Below are 23,089 nucleotides of genomic sequence, written 5' to 3' on the forward strand. Positions count from 1 at the left end.
CCACAGGTTGGCGAAGTTCTTCACAAGTGGAGGAGGATTGCCCTTCCAGGCTTTCCTAGCTAACCTCTTCTTATTGCAATGAACACGCTCAATTCTTCTCCCAAGATTTCTCCCGCAGAGAGTACCGCGCCTCCTCAGGCAGCCTCCCAGTCCGACAAGAAGGCCGCTCAGGATCCGAAAAAGGCTTCGACCACCTCGCGTGTCATTGCGATCGTCAATCAGAAGGGTGGAGTGGGCAAGACGACCACTGCAATCAATCTGGCGGCCTCCTTCGCGCTCGAAGGCATTCCAACGCTGCTGATCGACTGTGATCCGCAGGCAAACTCCTCGGGAGGCCTCGGCGTGACTCGCCAGGGCGACAACGAAGAGCACAGGAAGAGTACCTACGACCTCCTGCTCGAAGACGCGACCATCGCCGAAAGCATGCTCCCGACCGAGATCGAGAATCTCAAGATTGTTCCATCCAGCAAAAACCTTGTCGGGGCCACAATCGAGCTTATCTCCCTGGATCGCAGGGAGTATCGGCTTCGTGATGCCATCGAGCCAGTGCGCTCCCAGTTCCCTTTTATTCTTCTGGACTGTCCCCCGGCGCTCGATCTGCTGACTTTGAATGCGCTGGTCGCAGCCGATGGTCTGCTGGTCCCCATGCAGGCGGAGTATTTCGCCCTGGAGGGGATCTCGGAGCTGATGTCCACCATGGACCGGGTGAACGCAAGCCTCAATCCCGCACTTTCGCTCGAGGGCGTGCTGCTGACGATGTATGACGACCGAACCAACCTCGCCATGCAGGTCACGGAGAACCTGAAATCGTTCTTCGACGACAAGCTGCTGAAGACGACGATTCCCCGCAATGTTCGCCTGGCAGAGGCTCCCAGCCACGGAAAGCCGGTGGCGCTCTATGATGCCCGGTCGCGGGGAGCGGAGACGTATCGCGAACTGGCTCTGGAGCTTTTGAGCCGCAACAACATGGAGAGCCCGGAGGCGAAGCGGCGCAAAGCCGCTGCGGCCGCCGCTGCCAGCTCCCTGAAGTCCTTCAACAAGCCAGAGAAGAAGTCGCGTTTCTGGCGGGGCTGAGCTACTGGATTTCCCGGTCAGCGAGCCGGACGACCTCTTTTGACGAAAGAAAGCTGAGATTATGCCAACCGCAACGCCTGATACTAAACGTCGCGCCCTGGGCAAAGGGCTGGAGTCTCTCCTGCCGAAACGCCCGGCGCCAGCCGCTGCCCCGGTTCCCGTTCCAGAGATCTCCGCCGCCGCGGCACCACCGGAGCAACCGGCCGGGCGGCCGCTTGAGATTCCACTGGACCATATCGAACGGAATCCCTGGCAGACGAGAAAGCACTTCGACGAGGCACAGCTTGAAGAGCTGGCGCAATCGATTATGGCGACCGGAGTCGTACAGCCGATCGTGGTGCGACTGCTGCCTCCCGCAGCCACGCAGGAACCCGGTCAAAACCCGAACAGGTATCAGCTGATCACCGGCGAGCGGCGTTGGCTCGCATCGCGCAAAGCCGGCAAGTCCACGATTCCGGCAATCGTCAAACAGGTTCCCGACGAACAGGTCCTCGAGATGACGATCGTCGAAAACCTGCAGCGGACCGATCTGAATCCGATGGAGCAGGCGCGTGCATTCCAGCGACTGAGTATGGAGTTCAAACTGACGCAGGAGCAGATGGCGACGCGCACAGGCAAGGATCGCGCTTCGGTCGCAAACTTCCTGCGCCTGCTGCGCCTACCCGAGGTGGTGCAGGAGAAGGTTGAGACCGGCATGCTGAGCTTCGGGCATGCCCGCGCCCTGCTCGCCCTGGATTCACCCGAGGCCATCGCCGCTGCCGCCCAGAAGGTGATGGCACTTTCCTTTTCCGTGCGCCAGACAGAGAACTACGTGCAGGGTCTGATCAACCCGGAGGCGAAGGAGAAGAAGCAGAAGACGCAGGCCCAGGCGGAGGACCCCAATGTTCGAGAGGCAGAGGACCGGCTGCGACGGACGCTGGGGCTGAAGGTGAAGATTGAAGACAAGAAGGGCAAAGGGCGCGTGATTATTGAGTATTCGGGCCTGGAAGACTTCGATACGCTGCTGGAGATGCTCGACCGGCAATGATATGTAACGGAACAGGTTACATAATCATTGCTCGGAAAGAATTACTGCAGGGAGCTTGCAGGCAAAGTATGCTCATAGTTACCGCTACGATTTTGAGCAAAAGGATCTCTGCGCGTCTGCACCCTCGATGAAAGCTACTGCATTTGAATTTCGGTTTCGTTTCCTGATCCATACTGTTCTATACGTGCTGGGCTTCGTGATGCCGTGGAACAAGTGGCTTCACCTAGATACGGTTCGCACATGGCAGTGGCTGGCCTCTTTACTGACGCGGGCGGGCTGGATGGGCTTCAGCACGGCGACGCTGGCAGTACTTATCCTCGGAATCTTCTTTGCCCTGGCGGGGGCGGTGTGGCGCACGTGGGGAGCGGCGTATCTGGGTTCGGATGTTGTGAAGGATGCCGCGATGCATGGCCATCGCATGGTGGCTGCAGGGCCCTACCGGCACGTGCGGAATCCCCTGTACCTGGGGACGTTTCTCCATACGTTTGCACTTGCCCTGCTGACGATGCCGAGCGGCGCGCTGTTCCTGCTTCTCACCATCGGCTTCTTCCAGCTGCGGTTGATTGGAGCCGAAGAGACGTTTCTGCGCCAGAAGCTGGGAGAGCCGTATGAGATGTACTGCGCAGCCGTCCCCCGGCTCTTGCCATCGCTGCGCTCGAGGATCGCGGCGTCCGATGCCAAGCCTGCGTGGGGAAGGGCGGTGTTGGGCGAAATCTACATGTGGGGCGTGTTTGTCTCGTTTGCTGCGTTGGGATGGATGTACAACTCCATCCTTATCCTTCAAGGAGTGATCGTCTCGCTGGGAGCTTCTCTGGTCGCGCGAGCCTTTGTCACGAAACCGTCGCAGGCAGTCTGAGAACGCAAAACTATGGCACGACTTCGTAGTCCGGAAAAACGCAGAGCGATTCTGGAGGCCGCAGTTGCCGAAATTGCTGAAGCGGGGCTTGGGGCCACCACTGCGAAGATTGCTGCACGTGCGGCCGTGGCCGAGGGGACGCTGTTCACCTACTTTGCCAGCAAAGACGAGCTGCTGAATGAGCTGTATGTCGATGTGAAGGTCGAGGCGTACGACCGTCTCAACCAGGACTTCCCGCAGAAGGCCAGCGCGGAACAACGAGCGTGGCATGTGTGGTCGAGCTTTCTAGGCTGGGCGGTGGAATACCCGCTCAAGCGAAAGGTCTCGATGCAGCTCAGCATCTCCGATGTGGTCACCGCTCAAACGCGGGAGCGAGTGGCGGACAAGCGCGGCCCAGTAGATGGATTGTTTGCCGACCTCGGGAGGCGCGAGTCGCTGCACGGACTGCCGGCGGGATATGCTGCATCGCTGATGGCTGCCATGCAGGAGGCCACCATGGATGCGATCGCGAAGTCTCCCCGGCAGAGGAAGATGCTGGTAGTGCGAGGATTTGCGTTGTTCTGGCGCGCAATTCGCTGATGCGATCGAGCAGAAGATGATTGGAAGATCTATGTTGAATCTGGATAAAATAAATGAGCAACTACTCGCTCATTTAAGAATCTATCCTGAGCAGGAGGATCTGGCATATGGCTAAGGTCTGGCTTATTACAGGAAGCGGGAACGGGTTGGGGCGCGATATCGCAGAGGCGGCCCTGGCGGCTGGGGACAGCGTAGTCGCTGGCGCGAGGCGTCCAGAGGAGCTGGATGCGCTGGTGGCACAGTATGGCGACCGTGTGCGCCCGGTGCGGCTGGAAGTTCGCGATGAGGCGCAGGCACAGGCGGCAGTCCAGGTCGCCGTCGACACCTTCGGGCGGCTGAACGTGCTGGTGAACAACGCCGGTTATGGGCAGTTGTCTCCCTTTGAGCAGATGAGTGCGGAGGACTTTCAGGCGGTCGTCGATACGTGCCTGTACGGTGTCGTGTATACCAGCCGCGCGGCTATTCCAGTGATGCGAAAGCAGAAGAGTGGGCACATCTTCCAGGTGTCCTCGATTGGAGGACGCCTCGCCATGCCGGGAAACACGGCGTACCATGCGGCGAAATGGGCCGTAGGCGGCTTCAGCGACGGCCTGGCGCTCGAGGTGGCATCGTTCGGGGTGAAGGTGTGCACGCTGGAGCCAGGGGGAATCCGGACGAACTGGGCGAGGCGCGCAGGGCAGGATCTTCCGGATCTGCTGCCAGAGTATGAGCAACCCATTGGGCCGATCTTTAAACTCCTCAAGAGCATCGAAGGTCGCCAGGAGGGCGATCCGCGCAGGATTGCAGAACTGATCCTTCGTTTGGCAAACCAGGACGAGGTCCCGATGCGGCTGATTCTTGGAGTGGATGCGGAGAGGCGTGTGCAGCAGGCGGAGGCCGCGAGAGCCGAAGATGCGGCGAGATATCGAGAGCTGACGCACTCGACTGTGTATGAAGATGCGCCGGAGATCCCGGAGTTGCTGAACCTGGGAGCTGGAACGAGGCGGTAAAAGAAAGGCCCGCGTTCTATCGTCGCGATGACGATGATGGCGCGGGCCTTTTGTACTCTTTGCCTGCACAGCGAGCGAGACGCTCTCCATGCGATGCTGCGTGATGGAGGCTGAGATCGCCCTCAACTGCAGCGGTGAGACGCAGACGTCAAACTACTTCTTCGGCGGAGCGATGGTGTCCTTTGCGACCTTGGCCACGCGGAACTTTACGACGGTCTTCGCCTTGATCTTGATGGTCTCGCCGGTCTGGGGGTTGCGGCCCAGGCGCGCTTTGCGCTCGGCCTTCACCAGCTTGCCGATGCCAGGAATGGTGAACTCACCGTTCTTCTTGGTCTCCTTGACGGCCGTCTCGGCCAGCAGGTCCAGGAAGGTGGCAGTCTGCTTGTTGGTCAGCTCGAGCTTCTCCGCCATCTGGCGAACCAGCGCTGTCTTGGTCAATCCCTTTGCCATGTGTGTTGCTCCTTCATGCGTTCTCGTTTTTCGAAGCAGGTTATTCGCCCGGCTTTGAAGCTCTTTCTGACGCTCCCTGAGGTGCGAATCGCCAGTGTTCATGCGGGTGCGAAGAAACCGTACCGCAATTCACCTTCGGCTTTTCCGAACGCTTTGTCAATCGGTTTCCCCGACTTTCCACAGGTTTTTTGGGTTTTTGTGCCATTTTGTCCCATTTTTGGCACAATTCGGCTGAAATATACCGGATTTGCTGCCCTGAACGGTCTTCCATCGGAGTAAGAACAAGCCGTCAGAAGAGAGGTTTTGGCGCTCTTCTTGCGACGAGCGGCGCATTTAAAAGCTCGACAAAAGAAGCGGCGACTTCAAAACGTTTGACGATCTCCTTGAGCAGAGTTGGGCTGGTTGCGGCGTCAGCAGGAAGGTGAGCGGTGACGCCCCACTGGCGACAGAGGAGGAGGTCCATGGCAGGAGAATCAGGGGAGAAGCCTCTAGGTGGGCGCGTGAGCTTCAGTCCGTCGAACTCCGACATCAGCCCGCGCAGCTTCTTCGATGCGAGCAGCCGGCGCAGCTCTTCGTGATGCACTTCGATGTGGCGGCGGATGGCGAGAAGCTGTTCCCGTTCCGGCATGTAGACACCGGCGGCGATGACGACTTCATCGGGACCGAAGTGGAAGTAGAAACCACCGCCTGAGGTCTTTTCGAGCCCGGAGCGCGCCCACCATGCTCCTTGATTGCGCTTGTAGGGGCGCTTGTCGGAAGAGAAGCGAATGTCGCGATAGATTCGCATGGCGGCCTTCTGCGGAGGCTGCACGTTGTCAGGCGCGAAACGCAGCATCGCTTCATTGATGGCGGTGATGAGCTCGAGAGTGGGGGCTTTGATCTCGCGCTCGTAGGTTGCCTTGCGCGCGTTGAACCACTCGCGATCGTTGTTGCGTTTGAGACCACGCATAAACTTGAGGGCTTCGGGGGAGTAGTGCGGTGCGGGCGGTGCCATGTAGGTATGTTAAACGCGCACACTGACAGCAGGTGTCAGCAGAGCGGGCTGCCGATATGCGAAATAATGGAGGGATGCTGAAGACCAGGTATGAAGGGCCCGCTGTAGGGATCGACTTTGGGACCACGAATAGTTCGGTCGCGGTTGTGAGGGGAGACGAGAAGGTCGAACTCGCCTCGTTCCCGACTGCCACCGGAAGTACGGTGTCGTTTCGCTCGATCCTGTATCTCGAGCAGGTAAAGAGGAATGGCGGTGCCAAGCAGCTGCTCTCGAAGACCGGCCCGGCTGGAATCGAAGCTTACCTCGACGCGGAGGAGAAGGGGCGGCTGATTCAGTCGCTGAAGTCTTATCTGCCGAACAGGACGCTGACGGGAACCGAAGTATTTGGTCGCCACTTCACGCTTGAGCAACTGGTCTCGCGCATGCTTGCCGATCTGCGCGAGCGCGCGGAACGGCAGTTTGGAATACCGATTCGTCATGCGACGGTGGGACGCCCGGTGCGCTTTGTTGGAGCGGAGACGGATGAGAACGATGCCTATGCGGTGTCGAGGCTGCGAGATGCTTTCGCGCTGGCGGGTTTCGAAGGTGTCGAGTTTGAGATGGAGCCCATTGCGGCGGCGTACTCGTACGAATCGTCGCTCGATCATGATGAGCTGATTCTGATTGGAGACTTTGGAGGAGGCACGAGCGACTTTTCTCTGGTGCGTGTTGGGCCCGGGGTTCGCGCGCGTGGCCGCTCCCCTGAAGACCTGCTGGGGAATAGCGGAGTCGGGCTGGCGGGTGATGCATTTGACGCCCGAATCGTCCGTAAGCTTGTCTCTCCTGCGATGGGATCGGAATCGTTTGCGCGCTCGCTGAACAAAACACTGCCTGCCGTGCCGACGTGGATCTACGCCAATCTTGAACGATGGCATTATCTGTCGTTTCTGCGGACGCGGAACGTCGCAGAGATCCTGCGCAGCGCCCGTCTGCGCGCACTGGAGCCGGAGAAGATTGAGGCACTCACCGCGTTGATTGAAGAGGATCTTGGATATCAGCTTCATCAGGCAGTCCAGAGAGTGAAGTTTGAGCTATCGCACTCTACGGCGGCAGAGTTTCGCTTTCACGAGGGAAGCCTGGATCTGCGAATTCCGGTTACGAGGGATGAGTTTGAGGAGTGGATAGCGGAGGAGTTGAGCGCGATTGAGCATAGCGTGGATTCGCTGCTCGAGAGCTCAGGCGTCAGCGCGCGCGAAGTGGATAGGGTCTTTCTGACGGGGGGTACCTCCTTTGTGCCCGCAGTGCGTCGGATCTTTGCGAAGCGCTTTGGTGAAGGCAACATCCAGACCGGCCACGAGTTCACCTCGGTGGCACATGGTCTGGCTCTGCGTGCGGAGGAGTCGCTTGTGGCCTCTCTCGTGTGAGCGCGGGACGGCAGGCGAACTGAATCTGACGTTCTAGTGCGATCGAGATGCCCACTGATAAATTCTTTCTATTGCTCTAGGCGCAAAGGCGCGCCCTGGCCTAGATTGCTTGTATGCCAATCAACGACCGCCGCTCGTTCATCAAGATGACTGCCCTTGCGGGTGCGTTTTCAGCCAACAGCCTGTTTCGTCAGGCCCATGCCGCTGAGCTGGAGGCTGCCTCATCGGCCGTGAGCCATCTGGACGCTGCTGCGGCGGCGCAGAACGAGGACTTCTGGGGAGTGATCCAGAGGGGCTATTCGGTGAGCCCGCAGATCATGAACCTTAATAACGGTGGTGTCTCTCCGGCGCCCATCGTCGTGCAGCAGGCACTCGAGCGCTACAACCAGATGACGAATGAAGGGCCGTCGTACTTCATGTGGCAGATTCTCGACCAGGGACGGGAGCCGCTCAGGGAGAAGCTGGCTCGATTGGCGGGAACCTCGCCGGAGGAGATCGCGATCGATCGCAATGCTACCGAGGCGCTGAACACGATCATCTACGGATTACCGCTCAAGGCGGGCGACGAGGTGGTGGGATCGAAGCAGGATTATCCCAACATGATGAACGCGTATCGGCAGCGGGCGGATCGCGATGGCATTGTGTACAAGCAGATCAGCTTCGACTTTCCCATCGAGGACAAGGCCAAGATTGTGAAGGCGTATGAGGAGATGATTACGCCGAAGACAAAGCTGGTGCACATCACCCACATGGTGAACTGGGTCGGCCAGCTGATGCCGGTCCAGGAGATCGCGGACATGGCGCATGCGAAGGGCTGCGAGGTGATTGTCGATGGAGCGCACTCGTTTGGGCTGATCGACTTTAAGATTCCCGATCTGCACTGCGACTACTTTGGGACCAGCCTGCACAAGTTTCTTTCAGCCCCTATTGGATCCGGCATGATGTGGGTCAAGCGCGACAAGATTGAGAAGCTGTGGCCGCTGACCTGCTACGGCGATCCGCATAGCGCGGACATTCGCAAGTTCGAGGCGCTGGGCACGCGAAGCTTTCCAATCGAGCAAGGCATCGGAGAGGCGATCAACTTTCATGAGGCGATCGGTTCGCGCCGCAAGCAGGAGCGTGTCTTCTACCTGAAGAACTACTGGGCGACACGGGTTAAGAATGTTCCCGGTGTTAAGCTGCACACCTCGCTCGACCCGCAGTTTTCCTGTGCGATCTGCGGGGTGAGTGTTGAGGGTGTGGCCCCGCACGACCTGATGAACACGCTGTTCGATAAGTACAAGATTCATACGGTTGCAATCGACTACGAGAAGATCCACTGCATCCGCGTGACACCGCACGTGTACACGACGATTGCGGACCTGGATAAGTTTGTGGATGCGATGGGCGAGATTGCGAAGGGCCAGAAGAAGGCCTAGAGAGACTCAACTGCTCGAACAGCTTCTGCCTTGTTGATCGGGCAGAGAGGTTCGTCGCGCATCGCTTTGCGAATCGTATTGCGGCAGGATGTCAACGTCTGCGGCCCAACGAAGTTGGGCCTGCGCAGAGTGCCCACTGAATTGAAAGAGCTTGTGTCGTCCGCTCACCTCAGAGAGGGTGCTGGATCCCGCCGCAACCACGCGTTCGCCCTTTCGAGCATCAGAACCTTTTAAAGACACGACGACTTCTAAACGACACAACACGAAATCCCTGCATTTCTAGAGATAAGGAGATGGAATGGTTCTGCCGAGCATCGCGATACCGAAGACCGAACAGATTTATGCAGCCGCAGGTCACGTCATACGCATTCTGGTGATCCTGCTGATCAGCTGGATTGTGACGAGCCTGATTCAGAAATACTTTCCGCAACTCCGCGCACGCATCGTCAGGCAGATGACGCATCATCGCGGGGGAGCGGATATCGAACTCGAGAAGCGGGCGGCGACGCTGAGCGGCATCTTTCGAACGACCCTTGCAGTGCTGATCTGGCTTATCGCGATCGTCATGGCTTTGAAGGAGGCGGGCTTCGATATTGGGCCTATTCTTGCAGGCGCCGGTGTGATCGGTCTGGCGGTAGGCTTCGGCGCGCAGAACCTGGTGCAGGACGTGATCTCCGGAGTCTTTCTGCTGCTTGAGAATCAGGTTCGCGTGAACGATGTCGCTGTGCTGAACGGTACGGGTGGCCTGGTAGAGGCAATCAACCTGCGCACGACGGTGCTGCGCGGCGAGGATGGCACGGTTCATGTCTTTCGCAATGGAGCTGTAACGACTCTGTCGAACATGACACACGGCTATTCGTACTATGTCTTCAATCTAGGGGTCGCCTACAAAGAAGATACCGACCACGTCATCGAGGTCCTCAAGGGCATCGCTGATCAGTTGCGCACTGAGGAACCCTTCAACGCAATGATTCGTGAGCCGCTGGAGGTGATGGGGGTCGACAAGTTTGCCGATTCAGCCGTGATCGTCAAGGCTCGCATCAAGACGGGACCGATTCAGCAGTGGACAGTAGGTCGCGAGATGAACCGGCGAATCAAGAAGAAGTTCGATGAGCTTGGCATCGAGATTCCGTTCCCGCAGACCGGCATCTCGTTCAACGAGGTCAGCAAGCCGTTCCAATTGCAGATGCAGGGCCCGGAGCGGGAGCAGCTGAAGGCGCTGATCCGCGAAGTGCAGCAGGAACCAGCGGCGATGTCCGGGGCTAATGGGCGGTCCTGATGTTTAGAAGCTGACGAGTATCCTCTGCGCGTCGGCGTGCGCTGGAAATTCCAGCAGGAGCATGCCGTCCGCATAGTGGATCGCATCGGGTTGAAGCGGCTGGCCTGCGACGGTGACACTCGTGGGCGCTTTGGGCAGCAGCAGACGAACTGCGGTTAGATCGGCTGGGCTGCGGCCTTCGATCGAAGAGGTCGAGAAGGTGATGCTATCTGCGGTTGCGGAGACGTCGGTGATCTTTGCGCTTGCGGCGAGGATGTGGGGCCTGCCTGAGGCGAAGAACTTCGGATCGAGCAGCAGGGCGCGGTCGCCGGGCTTGATTGCGGGATTCCGCAGCACGGCCAGATGGGGATCGAAGAGATTGATGAAGGTGCCGTGGAGTGCGAACGGCTTCGCGCTTTCGGCATCGAGCCCGGCAGCGACGACGAAGGGGCCGCGCCTCAGCACGAGCGAGTTGGTCTCCTTCCACGGCAGGTGGATGGAGTCCGCAGCCTTTTTCGTCAGCTGGCGGATGGAGTCTGCTCCGGTTTTGTCGCGCGTAAGAGCGGCGGGCGATTTCGCAGTGTAGAGCACGACGCCGCGGCCGACGCGATGCAGGCCTTCAGCATCTGGAGAGAGCCCAAGCTGATGGAAGAGATCGACGCGTGGCGTGGCGAGGTGCTGTGCGCCGGAGTTCCACCAGTCGTGAGCGTAGTGGTAGGGATCTTTATCGTCATCGACGACGACGAGTGCGCCTCCAGCCTTTACCCATGCGGCGATAGCCTGATGAAAGCGGGCGGAAGGCGGCTTCTGACCTTCGTAGGTGAGTAGGAGGAGCTTGTAGTTCCTGAGGAAGTCGGCGGGATCTTTGCCCTCGTAGGTGCTTTCGATCTGGACGGGCTCGACCGGAATGCCATGCATCAGCGGAGGGAGCGCGAGGCCGTAGAAGCGGCCGAGGTCGGGGTCGGACGGCTGCGGCTGGGTGCGCTGAAACATCATGGTGTCGCTGACCAGAACTCCCAGCCCCTGGGTGCCTGCAGACTGCCAGTGCGTGTCGGGCTGGTTCATCTCGCGCAGAGCGTGGAAGACGGTCTGGAGCTCGGTCTCGTAGGCAGGCGAGATGGCCACGCGGTCCGGCTTGGGATTGGCCGCAGTTGGTTCCGTGATGGGCCGGAGTCCCTTTTGTCCAAAGATGCGATCGGGCCAGGGGAGTATCTCGTAGCTTGAGACGTGCGGCTGAAGCAGGGATGCGACGAGGGTTGACTCCCAGTTGCTGCGATAGTCGGTCCAGGAGTGGTTCGGGTTGTCTTCGATGGGATCGTTGAGGTACCAGATGCGCTTGCCGGAAGATTGTGCGATGTTCTGCAGCGCGCCATACTCGAGGAACGCTGTCTCGAAGGTGCGCTCCTTGAGAACGCCCTGGTAGTAGTTGGGAGTGCGCGAGGTTCCGGTCCACACCTGAGCTATGAAGCCGTCGGCGCCCACCTGGAGCAGAGACGACTCCGGTGAGACGATCTGCCACTGCGCGTAGTTGATGAGCGAGTGCGTGGCGACGTAGCAGGGTATCGATTTGCCATGCTGCTGGCTCCACTGCTTTACGAAGTCAAAGACCTGCGCGAGTGCGCGACGGTAGAGGAAGTACTTCAGCTTCGACGCGCGGTACTGCGCATCAGGAGAGCTGTCGGGAGTCTGCCAGGGCTCATGGTAGTAGCTCTGCCACTCCTCCTTGAAGGCCTCGGACCAGCCCGCGCGCGCCCAGAACTCGGGCTCTTCGAGGTAGATGGCTTCGGCACCTGCGTCGAGGGCGCGCTTGACACCCTCGCTGAGGTAGCGTCCATAGCTTTCGCTGGGCGAGATGTAAGGGACCTCGCGACCGGTGTGCAGGATCAGCTTGCCGGACTTCTCCTGCTGGGTCTCGTTCCAGTGCTCCTTGCCGTCGAAGTCGCCGCGAAGATAGTCGCCGTAAGGTCCCCAGGCGACGCCGGTCATCACCGCTACGCGATAGCCGTGATCCCGCCAGCTCCTGATTCGTTCCGGCATGGTGGCATCGATCCCGTAGACCATCACCATCTGGGCTTCGACATTGACGCGCGCAGACCAGCCCTGGTTGGTCTGGAAGATGAGGTCATCGGGGGAAGTGGTTGTCTGTGCGGCGAGAGGAAGGGCGGCGGCGGAGAGGAGCAGGGCGGCGACGAATCTCATCACGATGCTTTCCATGATAGAGACACGGTGTAACCGAGCAAAAAAGCGCCGGTCGTTCCCTTACGGGCGGCGGGGAACGACCGGCGCTAACAGATGTGCTCTCTAAACAGGCTAGAAGGTTAGCTTCAGGCCTGCCTGCATGACACGTGGTTTGATGGGCCCTGTGGCTGTGATACGGCCGTAGGTTCCGCTGGAGGGATTGGAATCCGGAAGGGCGAAGTTAGCGTGATTGAAGACGTTGAACAGCTCCCAGCGGAACTGGACCCGGTAGCGCTCGTGCATGGTCCAGTTCTTCATGAGGGCGGCATCGCCGTAGTTGATGCTGGGGCCTTTCAGGAAGTTGCGCCCGGTATTGCCGAAGGTACCAGGAGCATTCTGGGTGAAGGCAGAGGTGGTGAAGTACTGATTCAGCCACTGCTCTTTGCTGCCTTGGTGCACCTGTACGACTGCTCCGGGCACGTAGTCGGCGCGATCGGCATTCACGAGCGAGCCGGAGTTGTTGTTGCCGTTGCCTCCGCTGATGCCAAAGGGACGACCGGATTGCAGGGTGTAGATCGCCGAAACCTCCCACTCGCCCAGTGCTCCACGCAGCAGGCCGTTGTGACCTCGCAGGCCGGGTGTGGTGTAGACGGCGTTGGTCACCGAGACGAACGGGTAGTTCAGGTCAGAGATTCCGCGGTTGTAGCGGAGGTTGTAGGGGTTGGGGACGCTGCCGCTGAAGGAGGCGTTTCCGGTGGAGGCGATGTCGATGTTCTTCGACCAGGTGAAGCTGGTCTGCGCCTGGAAGTTGTGGGAGAAGCGCTTCTCAAACTGCGCCTGCAGGGAGTTGTAGCTTGCTGTTCCGTTGGAATTGATGGTGAGGATCTGGCCGTAGTTGGTCAATGCGCGTGTGCCGCGAACACCCGGGGCGATCTGTCCGGGATTGGCATCCATGATGAGCGTCTGATGGTACGACTGGCTGCCGACGTAGGCCAGGTGCATGACGAGGTCGTTTGAGAACTGCTGCTCCACCGAGACGTTCCAGCTCTGCGTTATGCCGAGCTTGAAGCCTGGCCGGAAGGCAGCCGGCACGGTGGTCTGTGCAGGGAAGGCCGCATTCGAAGGAGGAGGCACATTGTCATACGCGAAGGGTGGGAATGGACTGGCACCTCCGGTGGAAGGGAAGTTGGCCCAGGGGTTGGAGAAGGCGATAGGGTTGGCCGCGCTGCCGTTCAGAGTATAGGTAGGGCTGAAGGGGCTGACATCCGCGACGTGGTTGTAGGCCGAGTAGGGCAGCGGCGCGGTGAAGAGTCCGAAGCCTGCACGGAAGGCCGTGCGCGGCCCCCACTGATAAGCGACGGCGACTCGTGGCTCCCAGTAGCCGTAGGTGTTTGTGGCAAGGCTGTTCGGCACACCTTTGTCGCCGGGGAAGACAAGGCCGTTCGGAGCATTGGGGAACATAGTGCTCTGCTGGCCAGGGTTGTAGACAGCCCCGCGACCGTCTTTGGATGCGGGCGCAAGGTTGGGATCCCAGCGCAGACCCAGCGTGAGGGTGACGTTGGGGCGGACACGCCACTGGTCCTGACCGAAGGCGCCGAGAAGGTTACCGGAGACATCTGCAATCTCGCCTGCGCCCTGCGTGTAGGTTCCGACGCGACCGAGCAGGAAGTCTGCGAGACCGAAGCCGGTGGAGTAGCCGGTGAAGCCTACGATCGGATTCGCCGGATAGTAGGTCTGTTCGCGAGCGCGCTGATGCCAGAGATCGGCGCCAGCGGAGATGGTGTGGTTTCCGATTGTTTTGGTAAGGGAGTCAGAGAAGCCCCAGGAGCGACGCATCTCGTCGGTTAGCTCGGAGTAGGGTGTGCTGAAGCCGCCATTGGCATTGAGTCCCTCGGAGTAGCAGACGCCGGCAGGCTCGTTGACGTTGATGTACTTCGACAGGCAGAAGGCGTTGCCGGAGGCGTCAAGCTGCGTGCCTCCGTTATAGACGTGCATCTGGTTCCAGAAGAGCGAGAGCGCATTGACGAGGCTGGGCGAGATGGTCCAGGTGTGATTTAGAACCTCGTTGTAGAACTTGCCCTGCTTGCCGGGGTTGATGGCAAGGATGTTCCCGGGCGTGGAGGATTCGGCTCGGTTGTAGTACTGGATGTAGCTGCGCAGCGTCAGGCGGTGCCTGTCGTTGGGCGCGTAATCGAGGCGTCCCGTGCCCTCGTCGAACCGCTCGACCGATGCAGGCAGCGTGTAGTAGGTGAGACCGCTGGCGGGATCCTGACCCTGCGGAAGCGCGGTCTTCGCGATCTGCACGGCGGCGGGGTCGAAGAGTGCAGGGTTGATGCGGTTGTTCACAAACCCGCCGGTGAGCTGCTTGGGGTACGCACTGAAGTCGCCGTTGAGCATAGCTGCAGTGGGGGTGTTGGTGCTGTTACTGGTGGCCGTCGTCGACTGGCGCGTTCCCTGGTAGTTGCCGAAGAAGAAGAGACGGTCGCGCTTGAGAGGTCCGCCAAGAAATCCGCCGAACTGATTGCGCTTGAGAGGGTCGACCTTCTTCGAGAAGTAGTCGGCGGAGTTGAGCGCGCTATTCCGGAGGAACTCGAAAGCTCCGCCGTGGAAGGCATTGGTGCCGCCCTTAGTGTCGATACTGACAACTGCACCGGGAGAGAAGCCGTAGTGCGCGTCGAAGTTGTTGGAGATGACGCGGAACTCGCCGGTGGCGTCGGCGTTGGGTGAAGGCGCGGACAGCGACATGTAGGTGTCCATGTTGGGAACGCCATCGAGCAGGTAGAGCGTGGAGCCCTGTCGTCCGCCGCCCGCCGAAGCGCCCGACTCATTCGGGAAGGTGGTCTCGCCCTGCAGCGTACCCGCGCCGGTGTTCAGCACGTTGATGACGCCGGGGGAGAGCAGCACTAGGCTCGATGGATCCCGTCCGTTGAGAGGAAGCTCGCGGATGGCGTGCTCGCCGACGGTGTTGGAGACTTCGGCATTGGTTGTGTTGATGAGCGCCGCGCCAGCCTCAACATTGATCGTCTGGGCTTCGCTGCCGATCTGCAGGGCGATATCAAGAGATGCCTGCTGGCTGACGGTCAGGGTAATGCCGGACTGCTGAAACTTCTGGAAGCCTTTGACCTCCGCCGCAATGGTGTAGTGGCCGGGAGGAACGGTGGGGAAACGATACAGTCCCGAGGAGTTGGTCTCGGCTGACAGGGAGAGGTTGGTATCGACGTTGGTGAGCGTGACGTGTGCCGCCGGAACGGCTGCACCTGTGGGATCTGCCACGGTTCCACTAAGAACGGCGCTGCCACCCTGGGCGAAGGCGACGAGTGGGAAAAGGGTTAGTACAAGGACGAAGGAAAAAAGCTGAAGCAGCTTTTTAGGATTCATGAATTTGGCCTCAAAAAAAGGAACTGGATTGCTGTCGATGGTGTGAGCTTGAGCTCATCTACGGAATCGCAATCTTTCGTGCAGGCAGCATCAGATCCAGGGTTACGACTTGCGGCTCATCCGCAGTCTGATTCCGGGAGCAGGCAACAGCATACGCAGACGGGTAGACGCTTGTCTACGGCCCGGGTCCTCGTAAGTTGAGGTGGGAGAGGTAGTTGCTGTGAGTGGACCGACGGCGGAGGCCGAAGGTTTTTAGAACTCCACGACGACTTTACCGAGCGAACCGGACTCCACCACCTCGTGCGCAAGGGCGATCTGGTCTGTAGTGAACCGCTGTGCGCTGAGGAGAGGCTTCAATCTTCCAGCGTCAGCGAGCTCGGCTGCTTCGCGCAGGATTTGTCGGTGGTGTTGCTGCTGTCCAGAGTCCATCAGCAGGGGCATGAGCGTGAACACACCCGAGTAAGTCGCGCCGCGGAAGGAGAGGGGCGCGAGAGCGTGTGTCCCCCATCCCAGGCAGCTAACGACATGGCCTGTGTACCGCTTGACGGCGGTGAAGGATGCATCGAGAGTCGCTGCGCCGACTGTGTCATAGACGATGTCGAACCCCTGCCCCTGAGTATGGAGATCAACGTACTGCTCCACGGAGAGCGCGTGGTAGTCGATGGGAATCACTCCGAGTTCCTCCATGATGCCTTGCTTCCCCGCAGAGACAGTCGCGAAGACGTCCGCGCCGAACGATTGTGCAAGCTGAATGGCGATATAGCCCACCCCGCCGGCACCTGCATGGATCAGCACCTTCTGTCCGCCGTGCACACGTGCACGGCCAACCAATCCTTCCCACGCTGTAATAGTGATGAGGGGCAGCGCGGCAGCCTGGCGCATCGAGAGCGACTTTGGTTTGTGCGCCAGCAGCGTTGCGCTTGCGGCCACAAACTCGGCAAGCGTGCCTTGCTTGCCACCCACCCCGCCGACCATTCCGTACACCTCGTCACCGATCTCAAATCCGGAGACATCCGATCCCACTTGCTCTATGACACCAGCCATGTCGAGCCCCAGCACGGCGGGCAGCGGCTGATGGGCATGCGCCGCCTTCCCGGCGCGGATCTTGGTATCGAGCGGATTGACCCCGCTGGCGAGGACACGAACGAGAACCTGGTCGGCTGCCGGAACCGGACGAGGAAGCTCTGATCTCTCGAAGGCACCACCGGGTTCTTTTATGACATAGGCACGCATCTAAGCTCCCTCTCGATCAATCGTGACGGCTGACAGATGCCCTATCTTAGCGTCACAGGTGGGTACGGCCCACGGCCGGTGTGAGTCCAGGTCGCCTGTCAGTACAAAAGCGGTTCTGTCCAAAAACGAACGGAGTTGTCCCGAATCGGACAGCTGAGCACGGGGATTCGTTGCAAGATTGTCTTTCAAGATGATGATTCCTAAAGACCGGTGTCAGTGCTGGACTTTGGCCAGAGGTTTGCACCGATAGAAGCATCATGGAAGTAGCTCGACCGAGGTGTAAGTGATGGGATCGATTTTGCAGGATGTGCGGCACGGCTTGCGACGACTGAGGCGTTCTCCCGGATTCACTCTCTCGGCGTTGTTGACCTTGGCCCTGGGGATCGGTGCGACAACAGCCATCTTTACGCTGAGCTATCAGGTGCTGATGCGGTCCATGCCCGTCGAGCATCCTGAACAGCTTTACAAGGTGGGCCGCGAGATCGAGTGCTGCGTCGATGGCGGACTTCAGGGCGACTGGCGAATCTTCTCCTACGATCTTTACCGTACCCTGCGTGACCAGACTGCCGGGATGGACGGGCTTGCAGCTGTCCAGGCCGGAGCCACCACGGTCAGCGCGCGCCGTCAGCAGGACTCCGCCGCCCAGACGCTCGATACGCGCTTTGTGTCCGGGAACTACTTCTCTGTTCTGGGAGTACAGCCGCTTGCGGGACGGCTCATGCGTCCTGACGACGATCGCGAGGCCGCGCATCCGGTCGCCGTCATCAGCTATGCAGTCTGGCAGTCGAAGTTCGATCGCGATCCCGGCATCATCGGGTCGACCGTCACACTCACCGGGCATCCGGTAACGATTATCGGGATCACCCCCGAAAACTTCCTCGGCGACCGCAACGCTGCCGATCCCGCGGGCGTATGGCTCCCGCTCGCGCAGGAGCCGGTTATTAACCCGGCGCGCCAGCTCTACCTCACCCCGAATGCTCACTGGCTCGACCTCATCGCCCGCATTCGTAATCCCAAAGACGTCGCTCCTGTAGAGAGCGCCGTGCGTGTCGAACTGGTTCGATGGATACGCGATCATCGCGATCCATCCTCGCGCGATACCGAGGCAGAGATCGCAAGGCAGACCACCGAACTCGCACCTGCCAGCAGTGGCATCAATGATCTGCGTGACCAGTATGAGAAGAGCCTCAAGATGCTGCAGATGATCGCTGCGTTCGTTCTCATCATCGCCTGCGCCAACCTCGCAAATCTAATGCTGGTACGCGGCGTTGGCCGGCGGCAGGATCTAAGCCTGCGCAGCGCTCTTGGCGCAAGCCGCACACGGCTTGTCCGTGAGATGCTCGTCGAATCTGTCGTGCTCGCACTCGTCGGCGGGCTGCTCGGTATCTTTGTCGCCTACACCGGAGTGAAAGGCATCCTTGCGCTCGTGATGCGGGGTGTCCAGGTAGATCCTCTCAGCGCGTCGCCTTCTCTGCCCGTCCTGCTCTTCGCCCTGGCCGTCTCCATCTTCACTGGTGTGCTCTTTGGCATCGCACCCGCTCTGCTGGCCACACGGGTTGAGCCCGCCGATGCTCTGCGCGGATCCAATCGCACCACCGGAAGCATCAGCGGCCTTCAACGCACTCTCGTTATCCTTCAGGCGGCTCTCTCCGTGATCCTCCTCAGCACCTCCGGCCTGCTGATCCTCAGTCTGCAACGCCTGCAGAGTCAGAACTTCCGATTTGAGACCCACGGCCGCCTCATCGCATTCATCGATCTCCAGGCCGCCGGCTATCGTTACGATCAGCTCGATGGACTCTATCGACAGATGGATCAGGCATTCTCAGGCGTTCGCGGTCTGCACGACGCATCGTGGGCTACCTACGGCCCGATGTCTTTCAACAACTGGGGCACCGGTGTCGCATTCGAAGGCGGTGACCCCAACGCAAAACTGAACGCAAGCTACTCCTCCGTCAGTCCCCGCTTCTTTGACGCGGTTGGAACCCGCGTGCTCGCCGGCCGCACGTTCACCGATCAGGACACTGCTACCAGCCGACATGTCGCCGTCGTTAACCAGCGTTTCGTTACGAAGTATCTGAACGGCAAGCAGCCCATCGGAGTCCTCTTTGGTCCCGACCCTCGCATGAGCAGCGAGTTCGAGATTATAGGCGTCGTCGATGACAGCAAGTACGGCGATCCCTCTCAGGAAACACGGCCGATGTTCTTCACGCCCATGTCTCAGACGACCACTTTCGCCAATATCAATGCGCCGGATACAGTCAGAGAGCAGGCCACCAAAAACGAACAATTCAAGCACTTCTCTTCGAACGTGATCGTTCGCTATGACGGCGACTCGGCCTCGGCTATCGCCGCCGTGCGTCGAGTGCTGCAGCAGATCAATCCCGATATCCCCATTCGCCAGCTCACTACCTATGACGATCAGGTCAGCAACTACTTCACCCGGCAGACGCTCGTAGTCCGGCTGACGGTCATCTTCGGTTTCCTGGCGCTGCTTCTCGCATCAATCGGTCTCTACGGCGTCACAGCCTACGGAGTAGCGAGACGCATCCCAGAGATCGGCCTGCGCATGGCGCTCGGCGCAGACCGTGGCAATGTCATGCGCCTCGTGCTCCGGGGAGCCGCAATGCAGATTGCAATCGGACTGCTGCTGGGCGTTCCCGGGGCACTGGTTGCGGGACATTATCTACAGTCCCAGTTGTACGAGGTGAACGCCTATAACGCGCCGACGCTTATAAGCGCGTGCGCAATCCTCGCGCTAAGTGCTCTGGTTGCAGGCGCCATGCCAGCGCGCAAGGCTTCCCGCGTGGAGCCCATGGTGGCGCTCCGAACGGAATAAACGCGATAGCGGCACACTCACTCTTGTCGTTGAGCAGAGTGCGGTGATGCTGCCTCTGCTCAACTCAGCGTGACCTCAAGTGCGGTGACACTGGCGGGGGGGAAGCTGTGGGTCAGCTTTCCTCCCGAAGGACTGAGGGACGCGACAGAGCGTGGCTTGACGACATCGGGGTGGGCGAAGTCGTTGTGCGCGTGCACGTCTTTCTCTGCAAGCACAGTTCCTCTGGCAGAGGCGATGGATGCTCCACGCACCGCGATCTCGGTCGTCATTGGTTGTGTTAGGTGCGGATTGACGACAGTCAGAATGAGCGTCTTGCCTTTGATCGATGCGGATCCGCTGAGACCGGCCAGCGTCCTGACCGGAGGAAGCTGACCGATATAGCTGTTGCCCCCCACCTGGCTCGCCGTCTCACCCATGGGATTGGGAATGGAAGGCGCTGTGAAGTCTGCGCGGACAGCCTGCGCTCCCCGGTGCGGAAGGTACATCTGGAAGACGTGGAAGGTGGGCGTAACGCAGAACTTGTCTCCCTGCGCCAGCATGAGGGAGTGGATGCAGTTGATGGACTGTGCAACCGCAGCGACGGCAACCTTGTCGGCGTGACGTTGAAAGATGTCGAAGGTGATTCCGGTCAGCAGCGCGTCGCGCATGGTGGACTGCTGCGAGAGATTGTATTCAGGTGCGAGTTCGGTGCCTTTGCCGTACCACGCGCCCCATTCATCGACAACCAGCTTGACCGAGGGCTGCTCTTTCGACAACTCGCTGGGAACAGCATCGCGCATGGCGCTCCAGTGGTCAGTGATGACTTTATCCATCAGGCTGCCGCGTGTAAGGAGGTCGTAGAACTCCGCATCGTTGAAGGCAAGCGCATCCCCCGCGGCAAACTTCGTGGGACTTCCCGAGGTGTAGTAGTGGACGGAGAGTCCCCAGAGATGACGCCGTTCCGGGTTGCCGTAAAGGGCCTTGAAGAGTCGCCTGGTCCAGTCCACATCATCCCCGTTGGGACCGACAGCTACGAAGCGTAAAGGAGCCTCACCATAGGTCGGAGTCCATGCGGTGAAGCGACGGAACTCCATCGCGTACTCTTCCGGTGTCAGATTGCCGCCGCAACCCCACGATTCGTTGCCGACTCCCCAGAGATCGACGTTGAAGGGATCACGGTCACCGTTGGCCGCGCGCTGCATCGCAAGAGTATCGGGAGCAGCTGGAGCGGCGGAGTTTGAGGGAATGTCTCCGGCAGGCGCGTTGCAGTACTCGATCTCCTGGTAGAAGTCGCGAGCAGGCTGGGTGCGAAGATTTGCCGCAAGATAAGGCTTGCATCCGATGGCCCGGCAGGTTCGCATAAACTCGTGCAGGCCGTACTGGTTCGGCTCCTGCTGCTTCCAGAAGCCTGCGCGGTTGGGACGCTTGTCGCGGGGTCCGATGCCGTCGTGCCAGTCGTAGGAGTCGGCGAAGCAGCCACCCGGCCAGCGCAGGACAGGCACATCGACCGCCTTCATGGTATCGATGAAGTCCTTGCGGATTCCGTCGACGTTGGCGATCTTCGAGTTCTCGCCCACCCAGACGCCGTCATAGATCACTCCGCCAAGCTGCTCGATGAAGTGGGAGTAGATCTCAGGCGAGATGGTGGCGATCGTCTCGGCTGGATTGATATCGATGTGCGCATCGACATGACTGGAGCCCTGTGAAAGCAGACTGGAGCCTCGCAGTGCGACGGCGGCAGCGGCAAGCGAAGAGGACTTGAGGAAGCGACGGCGCGACGGAATCGTTTGAGTCATGAAAACGTTCTCCCAGAGTGACGATGCCAACGATATCGGGGATGAGGCGAAGGTTCAAGTAGCGGGGGAAGAAGTTTCGAAGAGACGGACGAAAGATAGTGCATCCTCAACGCCGGGGGCGAAGAAGCCCGCCCATCTCCTAAAGTTTTAGTTGACAACAGGGCAGGCGCGACTCTAATGTCCTAATCAATTAGGAGATGGACGGATGGGTCGTAAAGAAAGCGATGGACTCACGAAGCTGGAACTAAAGATCATGCAGGTGATCTGGAGACTCGGGCCAAGCAGCGTGACTGCTGTGCAGGAGGCGATGGAGCCGCCACCTGCCTACACGACAGTGCAGACGATGCTGAACATCCTCGAACGTAAAGGCAAGCTGAAGCGCCGTTTGCGTGGGCGTGCCTATGAGTACAGCGCGGCGGTGACGGAGACCAAGGCAGTAACTCACGCTGTACGCGACCTGGTGGATCGCATGTTTGCAGGTTCAAGCGAAGAACTGGTGATGAGCCTGATCAAGACCAGGCAGCTGGACCGGGCCACGATTGCGAGGCTGACAAAGCGAATTGAAGAAGAAGGAGAGGGAGAATGAGCGCTCTCGAACTCTGGCTGGTGTCTTATCTTGCAAACTCCGTCTGGATGGTGCCCTTTATCTTTACGGCGGCGTGGGCGACAGCAGCTATGACCCGATCTCTGGGGCCACGCATGGCTCACCGGATCTGGGTGGCAGCTCTGATGCTGGAGATTCTGCTTCCTGCATTGCGCCTTAGAACTCTCAATGCGGGTAGCTTGTGGCGAATACTGCGAGGCTTGCATGTGACGACTGCCGGCGAGGGACGAACAGCCATAACCATGAGCACAGCAACGGAGTACCTGAAGAGTGGCATAGTGCTGCCCCATGGAGTGGTGAGTGCTATCGCGATGATCTATGCAGCCATACTGGCGTACTTTACAGCGAAGCTTGTATGGAGCCTCTGGCGGACGCTCCTGCTTGCAAAGAACCCCGCACCGATCGATGGAGGGATACAGATCCGATGGCGAGCTGTAACGGCTGCATTTGGCATCAACGCCGGAATTGCTGAATCCCGAGAGGCTTATGGGCCGTCGACCGTCGGCCTGCGAAACGGCCTCTTGCTGCTGCCCGATGGATTTGCGGAACGGACGGCAGAGGAGGATCTCACCGCCGTGATGGCACACGAGTGCGCTCACATAGTGCGTCGCGACTTCGCCAAAAACCTGCTGTACAGCCTGATCGCACTGCCGTGTGCCTTCCATCCAGCGATGTGGCTGACACAGGCGCGACTCTCAGAGAGCCGCGAGATGGTCTGTGACGCCATAGCTGCCGAGATGCTTGGTGACCCGAAGAAGTATGCACGATCGCTGCTGCGTCTGGTGTCCGGGATGGTTGAGCGGGTACCGCGAAATGTCCACGCCATCGGGATCTTCGATGCCAACCATCTCGAGAGGAGAATTATGATTCTCACCGGAAAAAAAGGGACCTCCGCAGGAGCGCTGCGGGCTGTGACGTTTGCCGCCTGTGCGGCCATCTGTCTTGGAACATGCGCTTCGGCGCTCACGTTGAGAACAGAGATCGGCACAGAGGCGAACGGAACAACAGAAAACGGGAGACCAATGGCAAAGGACGCG

General features: G+C 59.6%; 17 protein-coding genes. 11 read left to right on the plus strand and 6 right to left on the minus strand.

Annotated elements, in window-relative coordinates; all coding sequences use genetic code 11:
• The first annotated feature begins 78 nt into the window (after positions 1–78).
• The 5 genes from JAO29_RS17835 (at position 79) to JAO29_RS17855 (ending at position 4,525) form a co-directional block, all read left to right on the plus strand.
• A complete protein-coding gene (locus JAO29_RS17835; RefSeq protein WP_334269610.1) occupies positions 79–1,074 on the plus strand; it encodes a ParA family protein in 996 nt (331 codons plus the stop codon).
• Positions 1,075–1,135: 61 nt separating this feature from the next.
• A complete protein-coding gene (locus JAO29_RS17840; protein ID WP_334269611.1) occupies positions 1,136–2,101 on the plus strand; it encodes a ParB/RepB/Spo0J family partition protein in 966 nt (321 codons plus the stop codon).
• Positions 2,102–2,228: 127 nt separating this feature from the next.
• On the plus strand, positions 2,229–2,957 hold the full coding sequence (locus JAO29_RS17845) for a methyltransferase family protein (RefSeq protein WP_334269612.1): 729 nt from the start codon (positions 2,229–2,231) through the stop codon (positions 2,955–2,957).
• A gap of 12 nt (positions 2,958–2,969) precedes the next feature.
• Positions 2,970–3,536, plus strand: a complete 567-nt coding sequence (locus JAO29_RS17850) for a TetR/AcrR family transcriptional regulator (protein WP_334269613.1) — start codon at positions 2,970–2,972, stop codon at positions 3,534–3,536.
• A 107-nt stretch (positions 3,537–3,643) separates the two neighbouring features.
• Positions 3,644–4,525, plus strand: coding sequence for an SDR family NAD(P)-dependent oxidoreductase (locus JAO29_RS17855; protein WP_334269614.1), 882 nt, complete (start codon positions 3,644–3,646; stop codon positions 4,523–4,525).
• A 153-nt stretch (positions 4,526–4,678) separates the two neighbouring features.
• Here JAO29_RS17855 and JAO29_RS17860 read toward each other — a convergent pair whose 3' ends face one another.
• Together JAO29_RS17860 and JAO29_RS17865 are read right to left on the minus strand one after the other, a co-directional pair.
• Positions 4,679–4,975: an HU family DNA-binding protein gene (locus JAO29_RS17860; protein WP_334269615.1), complete on the minus strand. Its 297-nt coding sequence runs from the start codon at positions 4,973–4,975 to the stop codon at positions 4,679–4,681.
• A gap of 289 nt (positions 4,976–5,264) precedes the next feature.
• Positions 5,265–5,969: a DUF2461 domain-containing protein gene (locus tag JAO29_RS17865; RefSeq protein ID WP_334269616.1), complete on the minus strand. Its 705-nt coding sequence runs from the start codon at positions 5,967–5,969 to the stop codon at positions 5,265–5,267.
• Between the two features lie 74 nt (positions 5,970–6,043).
• On the opposite strand from JAO29_RS17865, the gene JAO29_RS17870 reads away from it, so the two are divergent.
• The 3 genes from JAO29_RS17870 (at position 6,044) to JAO29_RS17880 (ending at position 10,069) form a co-directional block, all read left to right on the plus strand.
• Positions 6,044–7,372, plus strand: a complete 1,329-nt coding sequence (locus JAO29_RS17870) for an Hsp70 family protein (RefSeq protein ID WP_334269617.1) — start codon at positions 6,044–6,046, stop codon at positions 7,370–7,372.
• Positions 7,373–7,485: 113 nt separating this feature from the next.
• Complete coding sequence (locus JAO29_RS17875) at positions 7,486–8,790, plus strand: aminotransferase class V-fold PLP-dependent enzyme (RefSeq protein WP_334269618.1); 1,305 nt, start codon at positions 7,486–7,488, stop codon at positions 8,788–8,790.
• A 298-nt stretch (positions 8,791–9,088) separates the two neighbouring features.
• Entirely contained in the window at positions 9,089–10,069 is a 981-nt protein-coding gene (locus JAO29_RS17880) for a mechanosensitive ion channel family protein (RefSeq protein ID WP_334269619.1), read from the plus strand.
• A 3-nt stretch (positions 10,070–10,072) separates the two neighbouring features.
• On the opposite strand, the gene JAO29_RS17885 is transcribed toward JAO29_RS17880, so the two are convergent.
• The 3 genes from JAO29_RS17885 to JAO29_RS17895 all read right to left on the minus strand — a co-directional run bounded on the left by JAO29_RS17885 (position 10,073) and on the right by JAO29_RS17895 (position 16,837).
• The gene (locus tag JAO29_RS17885; RefSeq protein WP_334269620.1) at positions 10,073–12,247 is read right to left on the minus strand and encodes a hypothetical protein; all 2,175 of its coding nucleotides are present in this window, start codon (positions 12,245–12,247) and stop codon (positions 10,073–10,075) included.
• A 111-nt stretch (positions 12,248–12,358) separates the two neighbouring features.
• Positions 12,359–15,604, minus strand: a complete 3,246-nt coding sequence (locus tag JAO29_RS17890; protein ID WP_334269621.1) for a TonB-dependent receptor — start codon at positions 15,602–15,604, stop codon at positions 12,359–12,361.
• A 252-nt stretch (positions 15,605–15,856) separates the two neighbouring features.
• Entirely contained in the window at positions 15,857–16,837 is a 981-nt protein-coding gene (locus JAO29_RS17895; protein WP_334269622.1) for a zinc-dependent alcohol dehydrogenase family protein, read from the minus strand.
• A 286-nt stretch (positions 16,838–17,123) separates the two neighbouring features.
• Here JAO29_RS17895 and JAO29_RS17900 point away from each other — a divergent pair, with 286 nt between their 5' ends.
• Complete coding sequence (locus JAO29_RS17900) at positions 17,124–19,673, plus strand: ABC transporter permease (protein WP_334269623.1); 2,550 nt, start codon at positions 17,124–17,126, stop codon at positions 19,671–19,673.
• Positions 19,674–19,732: 59 nt separating this feature from the next.
• Here JAO29_RS17900 and JAO29_RS17905 read toward each other — a convergent pair whose 3' ends face one another.
• Positions 19,733–21,448 (minus strand): alpha-N-arabinofuranosidase, encoded by a 1,716-nt coding sequence (locus tag JAO29_RS17905; RefSeq protein WP_334269624.1) that lies wholly within the window; start codon positions 21,446–21,448, stop codon positions 19,733–19,735.
• A gap of 205 nt (positions 21,449–21,653) precedes the next feature.
• Here JAO29_RS17905 and JAO29_RS17910 point away from each other — a divergent pair, with 205 nt between their 5' ends.
• Positions 21,654–22,034, plus strand: a complete 381-nt coding sequence (locus JAO29_RS17910) for a BlaI/MecI/CopY family transcriptional regulator (protein WP_334269625.1) — start codon at positions 21,654–21,656, stop codon at positions 22,032–22,034.
• The coding region (locus tag JAO29_RS17915) for a M56 family metallopeptidase (RefSeq protein ID WP_334269626.1) at positions 22,031–23,089 on the plus strand (1,059 nt) is incomplete at its 3' end. The genes JAO29_RS17910 and JAO29_RS17915, both read left to right, overlap by 4 nt.

Source organism: Edaphobacter sp. HDX4 (assembly GCF_036877565.1).
Lineage (GTDB): Bacteria > Acidobacteriota > Terriglobia > Terriglobales > Acidobacteriaceae > Edaphobacter.

Coding starts and splice junctions, on each gene's coding strand:
- JAO29_RS17835 (WP_334269610.1), top strand. CDS start 79: ATGAACACGCTCAATTCTTCTCCCAAGATTTCTCCCGCAGAGAGTACC.
- JAO29_RS17840 (WP_334269611.1), top strand. CDS start 1,136: ATGCCAACCGCAACGCCTGATACTAAACGTCGCGCCCTGGGCAAAGGG.
- JAO29_RS17845 (WP_334269612.1), top strand. CDS start 2,229: ATGAAAGCTACTGCATTTGAATTTCGGTTTCGTTTCCTGATCCATACT.
- JAO29_RS17850 (WP_334269613.1), top strand. CDS start 2,970: ATGGCACGACTTCGTAGTCCGGAAAAACGCAGAGCGATTCTGGAGGCC.
- JAO29_RS17855 (WP_334269614.1), top strand. CDS start 3,644: ATGGCTAAGGTCTGGCTTATTACAGGAAGCGGGAACGGGTTGGGGCGC.
- JAO29_RS17860 (WP_334269615.1), bottom strand. CDS start 4,975: ATGGCAAAGGGATTGACCAAGACAGCGCTGGTTCGCCAGATGGCGGAG.
- JAO29_RS17865 (WP_334269616.1), bottom strand. CDS start 5,969: ATGGCACCGCCCGCACCGCACTACTCCCCCGAAGCCCTCAAGTTTATG.
- JAO29_RS17870 (WP_334269617.1), top strand. CDS start 6,044: ATGCTGAAGACCAGGTATGAAGGGCCCGCTGTAGGGATCGACTTTGGG.
- JAO29_RS17875 (WP_334269618.1), top strand. CDS start 7,486: ATGCCAATCAACGACCGCCGCTCGTTCATCAAGATGACTGCCCTTGCG.
- JAO29_RS17880 (WP_334269619.1), top strand. CDS start 9,089: ATGGTTCTGCCGAGCATCGCGATACCGAAGACCGAACAGATTTATGCA.
- JAO29_RS17885 (WP_334269620.1), bottom strand. CDS start 12,247: ATGAGATTCGTCGCCGCCCTGCTCCTCTCCGCCGCCGCCCTTCCTCTC.
- JAO29_RS17890 (WP_334269621.1), bottom strand. CDS start 15,604: ATGAATCCTAAAAAGCTGCTTCAGCTTTTTTCCTTCGTCCTTGTACTA.
- JAO29_RS17895 (WP_334269622.1), bottom strand. CDS start 16,837: ATGCGTGCCTATGTCATAAAAGAACCCGGTGGTGCCTTCGAGAGATCA.
- JAO29_RS17900 (WP_334269623.1), top strand. CDS start 17,124: ATGGGATCGATTTTGCAGGATGTGCGGCACGGCTTGCGACGACTGAGG.
- JAO29_RS17905 (WP_334269624.1), bottom strand. CDS start 21,448: ATGACTCAAACGATTCCGTCGCGCCGTCGCTTCCTCAAGTCCTCTTCG.
- JAO29_RS17910 (WP_334269625.1), top strand. CDS start 21,654: ATGGGTCGTAAAGAAAGCGATGGACTCACGAAGCTGGAACTAAAGATC.